At 72.4% G+C, this 5,593-nt stretch carries 5 protein-coding genes; 3 read left to right on the top strand and 2 right to left on the bottom strand.

The window, feature by feature from the left end; translation table 11 throughout:
* On the bottom strand, positions 1-2,588 hold a 2,588-nt coding region (locus AC1DUQ_RS16600), incomplete at its 3' end, for a glycoside hydrolase family 3 C-terminal domain-containing protein (protein ID WP_477074163.1).
* Positions 2,589-2,832: 244 nt separating this feature from the next.
* On the opposite strand from AC1DUQ_RS16600, the gene AC1DUQ_RS16605 reads away from it, so the two are divergent.
* The gene (locus AC1DUQ_RS16605) at positions 2,833-3,702 is read left to right on the top strand and encodes a helix-turn-helix domain-containing protein (RefSeq protein ID WP_477062218.1); all 870 of its coding nucleotides are present in this window, start codon (positions 2,833-2,835) and stop codon (positions 3,700-3,702) included.
* A gap of 7 nt (positions 3,703-3,709) precedes the next feature.
* Here AC1DUQ_RS16605 and AC1DUQ_RS16610 read toward each other — a convergent pair whose 3' ends face one another.
* A complete protein-coding gene (locus tag AC1DUQ_RS16610) occupies positions 3,710-3,874 on the bottom strand; it encodes a helix-turn-helix domain-containing protein (RefSeq protein ID WP_477074164.1) in 165 nt (54 codons plus the stop codon).
* A 379-nt stretch (positions 3,875-4,253) separates the two neighbouring features.
* Here AC1DUQ_RS16610 and AC1DUQ_RS16615 point away from each other — a divergent pair, with 379 nt between their 5' ends.
* Positions 4,254-5,186 carry an ANTAR domain-containing protein gene (locus tag AC1DUQ_RS16615; protein ID WP_477062220.1) on the top strand — a complete coding sequence of 311 codons (933 nt, stop codon included), beginning with the start codon at positions 4,254-4,256 and terminating at the stop codon, positions 5,184-5,186.
* 53 nt (positions 5,187-5,239) lie between these two features.
* Positions 5,240-5,593 (top strand): ArsR/SmtB family transcription factor (locus AC1DUQ_RS16620; RefSeq protein WP_477074165.1); only part of this gene is annotated, 354 nt, incomplete at its 3' end.

A 5,593-nucleotide genomic window follows, 5' to 3' on the forward strand; every position in this document is an offset into this window, starting at 1 on the left:
ATGTACACCGGGACCTGGCCGATCGGGGTCACCCACTGGTCGGCGTCGGCGTCCCAGTACGAGAAGTCGCGCCGGTCCAGCTCGATCCGCACCTGCTGGCGGTCGCCGGCGCCGAGCTCGACCTTGGCGAACCCCGCGAGCTTGAGCGGCGGCGAGTCGACGCCGGGGAGCGGGCCCAGGTAGACCTGTACGACCTCGGTGCCGTCGCGGTCACCGACGTTGCTCAGACGCACCCGCGCGTCGACGGTGTCCTGGCCGCCCGTGGCGCGGATGTTGTTGCCGACCCGGAGCCGGTCGATGACGAACTCGGTGTAGGACAGGCCGTGCCCGAAGGCGAACCGTGGCTGGACACCGGACGCGAGGTAGCCCCGGTAGCCGACGTTCAGCCCCTCGGTGAACTCCACGTTCGGGTCGTCGAGCCAGGGGTTCTGCACGCCGACAGGCAGTGCGTCCTCGCTGACCGGGTAGGAGACCGGCAGGTGACCCGACGGGTCCTCGTCACCGAACAGGATGGAGGCCAGCGCGTGACCCTCCTCCTGCCCGCCGAAGTAGTTCAGCAGCACCGCCGGGACGGCGTCGGCCCACGGCATGATGACGCCCGAGCCCGCGGAGACCACCACGACCGTGTTCGGGTTGGCGGCCGCCACCGCGCGGACGAGCTGGTCGGCGTTCTGCGGCAGCTTGAGCGAGACCATGTCCCGCTCCTCGCTCTCGTAGGTGCGCACGTAGACCACCGCGACGTCGCTCGCAGCCGCCGCCTCGACGGCATCCGCCACGGACGGCGGTACCGCGTCGGCCGGCGTGGACCACTGCAGCAGGAAGGTCCCCGGCTGCAGGCCCACGAGCGGGTGGTTCTGGGAGTACTCGACGCGAAGGTCGTACTCCTGCCCCGCGGTGAGCTGCAGGGGCGCGGAACGGACGTCGCGGCGGCCGTCGGTGCCCGTCATGTCGACGACCAGGGTGCCGTCGAGGTAGACGCGAGCATCCCCCCACCCGGTGGCGCCGAGCACGTACGCGCCGGTGCTCGGTGCGACGAGCTCGCCGGTGTAGCGCACGGACTGGTCGCCGTTGCCGGCCGGTCCCGCGCCGGACAGGGTCGGGGTCGGCTGCACCTGCGAGCCGTACAGGCTGGCGAAGGCGGGCTGACCACCGATGAAGCCGACGTCGTAGGCGACCTGCCGCTCGGTGCGGGTCAGGCCCGGCGCTCCGGTCCAGTCCGCGTTCGGGTAGTAGCGCGCGGTGAGCCCGTCGCCGATCCCGCGCTCGGGGCGCAGCACCGAGGACGGCACGGCCGTCATGTCGAGCGTCTCGATCATGTTCGCGCCGTTGACCGGGTCGTTGCCCTGGGCGTAGCGCACCTGTGCACCGGTCTCCCGACCCCGTTCCCGCATGGCGTCGAGCAGCGACACCTCGTACGTCGGCTGGACGTACGCCGAGCCGCCGAGCGCGGACGGGATGGTGGCGTCGGCACCGACGACCGCGATGGAGTCGATGGCCGTGCCGTCGAGTGGCAGCGCCTGCCCGTCGTTCTTGAGCAGCGTGATCGCGTCCTCCTGCACCTCACGCGCTACGGCGCCGTGCTCCTCGACCGGGATGGCGGACGGGGTGTAGTCGTTGTCGAAGACGCCGATCGCGAACATGGTGCGCAGGATGCGCAGCACCGCGCGGTCCACGAGCGCGACGCTCACCCAGCCTTCGTTCACCGCCGCGAGGAGCGCGTCGCCGTAGAAGGCGCGCGTGCCCGTCTCCAGGTCCGTCCCGGCGACGATCGACGCCTCGGTGGAGTGGATCGCTCCGAAGTCCGTGAGCACGAACCCCTGGAACCCCAGCTGCTCGCGCAGGATGTCGTTCAACGTGGCCTCGTTCTCGCAGGAGTACACCCCGTTGATCTTGTTGAACGAGCACATCACCGAGCCGAGTCCGGCGTCCGCGATCGCGGCCTCGTAGGCGGCGGTGTGCACCTCGCGCAAGGTGCGCTCGTCGACGACGGCGTTCTGGTCGCCACCGCGGTAGGTCTCCTGCGTGTAGGCGGTGTAGTGCTTGAGGTCGGCGATGACATTGCGGGCCTGCACCTCCTGGACGTACGGGACGACCATCGCGGAGTTGAGCTGCGGGTCCTCGCTCGCCGACTCGGCCTGCCGGCCCCAGAACGGGTTGCGCGTCGGGTCGGAGTTGGGGCCGAGCAGGACCTCGTGCCCGGTCTGCCGCGCCTCGTCGGCGACGACCCCCGCGTAGTCGCGCGCCCGAGCGGGGTCCCAGGTCGCGGCCAGCGCCAGGTTGGCCGGCATCGCCGTCGCGGTGTCGGCGGTGTCGGGCAGGACCCAGCCGCGGGACGCGATGCCCGGGGTCGCGTCCGCCATGCTCAGCTCGGGGATCCCGAGCCGCTCGATCGGCGCGTTGTAGAACGCTGCCGGGGCGGCGCCCTGGTCGCCGGACATCAGCTCGACCTTCTCCTCCAGCGTCATCGCCTGCAGCAGCAGGACCGCACGCTGGTCGGGCGACAGGGCGGTGTTCATCCACGGGTCGCCGGGGGCTGCCGCGGCCGGCGACACGGTCTGCACCCCGACGACCACCGCCGCTACCGCCACGCCCGCCGCGAYGCGTCGTCCCTTGCGTCCCACCCGAGCACTGAGCACCGCGGTCATCACTGGCCCCCCTCGAGAACGGTCCGCGTCCCTCCGGACCCGGGCGGGTCCGTCGGTCACGGTCCGGATAACTGCCGATGACACTCCGGTCACTGCGCGGGCGTCGACCCCGGAGGGGGAACCAACTGTGGTCCCCCTCCGCACCGCCCCGGCTGGCCCGTCGCACGGGCGTGGTTAGCATCGAGGAGTGCGCAACGAAGCGCTGCGCCAGTTCCTCATGGTGCGTCGGGCTCGCATCACCCCGGAACGAGCTGGCCTCCCGTCGCCCCGCGGTCCGCGGCGTGTCACGGGCCTGCGCCGCGACGAGGTGGCCTCCCTGGCCGGGATCAGCGCCGGCTACTACAAGCGGGTCGAGCGCGGGGTCGTCACCGGAGTCTCCGCATCGGTGCTGGCCAACCTCGCCCAGGCGCTGCAGCTCAACGACGCCGAGAGCGACTACCTGGCCGACCTCCTGCGTGCTGGTCCCACGTCGAGCCACCCGGCACACCCGCTGCCGCCCGCCCGATCGGTGCGCCCCTTCGTCCTGCAGCTGCTCGCGGCCACCAACCTGCCCTGCTGCGTGCTCGACGACCGGCTCGACGTCCTCGCCGCCAACGACCTGGCCCGGGCCCTCTACCTGCCGCTGTACGAGAGTCCCGCCCGGCCCGTGAACCAGGCACGCTTCACGTTCTGCGACGCGGCGTCCCACGACTACTGGGGCGACTGGGACGCGATGGCCGACCTCGTCGTCTCCCTGCTGCGGGCGAGCTCGGGCCGTGGGCCCGTCGACCCCGGCCTGGCCTGCCTCATCACCGAGCTGCGGACCGGCTGTGCCGACTTCCGCAGCCGGTGGGCGGCGTTCGACGTCGCCTCGGACACCTACGGCGTGCGGGAGATCAACCATCCGCTCGTCGGTCGCCTCACGCTCGAGACGCACTCGATCCCCCTGCCCGAGGACCCCGGCCAGCGCGTCGTGGTGCACACTCCGCAACCGGCGGCGTGCACCGAGCGACAGCTGGCGCGGCTCGCGGCGTGCGGCGCGGACGTGGACGCACCGGCCCAGGCGAGCAGCCGCTGACGCCGCCTCACTCGTCGGGGAGGTGCTGCGATCCCCAGGGAGCGGCGCTCGTCCGGTCCGCGACCCCGATCCTGCGGAAGACGTGCCCCACGTGCACCTTCACCGTCCGCTCGCTGATCCCGAGCGCGCGTCCGATCTGCTTGCCGTCGGCGGCCTGGCCCGCGACCCGCATGCCCTCGGCACCGTCGACCAGCCCCGCCAGCCCCGGCCGGTCGCTCCTCCGTCGGCGCCGAGGATCGCCACGCACGCCGTACACAGCCGGGCCGCGAGCGGCTGGTCGCGCGGTGCGGCGGCGACCAGGCCGGCGAGACGGGCCAGGACCGCGTTGCGGTTGGTCACGGCTCCTCCTCGTTCTCGTCCATGTGTCTGGCCTCCACTTACCCTCCCCCGTCGATGCCCCGCGCCCGGCGCATACTGAACAGGAGTACGCACGCCAGGAGCCCGTCCCTGGCCCTAGTCTCGAAGCACCGTCCTTGGCGGTCAGGCGAGCGTGCCCAGGGCTCAGAAGGAGCCCTCGGAGGAGTTCGCCCGACACCAGTCTGGGGGTCCCGATGCCCGCGACGACCACCCTCGTCGGGCGTTTCCGGATCGCGCCGGCCACCGGCCGTTGGTGGTGGTCCGACCACATGTTCGTCATCCACGGGATGCGACCGGGCGACGTGGTCCCGACCCGCGAGCTCCTGCTCACCCACGCCCGGCACGACGACCGCCCCGCGGTCGCCGCTGCGCTCGACCATGCCGTCGAAGGACCCGACCCCCAAGGGTGCGAGTACTCGCTGCTCGACCTGTCCGGCAAGTGCCACCGCGTCGCGCTCGCTGTCGCCGGCGAGGGCGGCGGGGAGGTGACCGGGTTCCTGGTCGACGTGACCGCCGCCCGGGACGCCCTGCTCGCCGAGCGCGTCAACGCGGACCTGGCGCTCGCCCTGGAGTCTCACGCGGCGATCGACCAGGCCAAGGGCATCCTCATGCTCATCTACGGGGTCGACGACGACGCGGCGTTCGCCCTGCTCAAGCAGAGCTCCCAACGGCACAACGTGCGCCTGCGCACGCTCGCCGATCGCGTGGTCGACGCCGCGCGCGACGGGCTGGACGCCCGTGCGCGCGAGCGCCTCGACGAGGCGCTGTGCGAGGTGTTCGCCGAGGACTCCTCGCCGACGCAGCCGCGCCGCTGCCCGCAGCTCGAGCTCCACGCCGAGACCGTGGACGACCGGTCGATCCTTCGCGTGTGCGGCCGGGTCGACCTGTCCAACCGGGAGGACCTGTCGTCGGCGATCACGCTGGCGATGCTGCGCGCCACCGGAGGCGGCACCGTCACCGTCGACCTGCGTGGTGTGGTCCGCATCGGCGCCGCCGCGTCGGACGTCCTGACGACCGCGCTGCGCCAGAGCGCCGCCCACGGCATCACGATGACGATCATCGGCGGCGGCGTCCCGGTCTACTCGCCGGCGTCCGCGGACCGCTCCCCGGTCAGCTCCCCCGGCTGACGTGGTGGGGAGTGGGTTGAGGATTTGCTAAACTCCTCAACCGAGGAGGTCCCGTGCCCACCACTGCAACGACCGCGCCCCTGTACGCCATCAAGGCGGAGCTGTTCCGCTCGCTCGCGCACCCCACMCGTATCCAGGTCCTCGAGGTGCTCAGCGCCGACGCGAGCCACGCGGCGTCGGTGAGCAGGCTCCTGGCCGCCACGGGCGCGGAGGCCTCGGCCCTCTCGCAGCACCTCGCCGTCCTCAAGCGCGCGGGGGTCGTGGCGTCCACGCGGACCGGGAACACCGTCGTCTACCGCCTGAGCCGACCGTTGGTCGCGGAGCTGCTGGTCGTGGCGCGCGCCTTCCTGCGCGAGATGCTCAGCGCGTCCGGTGCTCAGCTGGCCGCGACGGACGACCTTCCGCTG

Source organism: Cellulomonas sp. P4_B5_2, assembly GCF_056402235.1.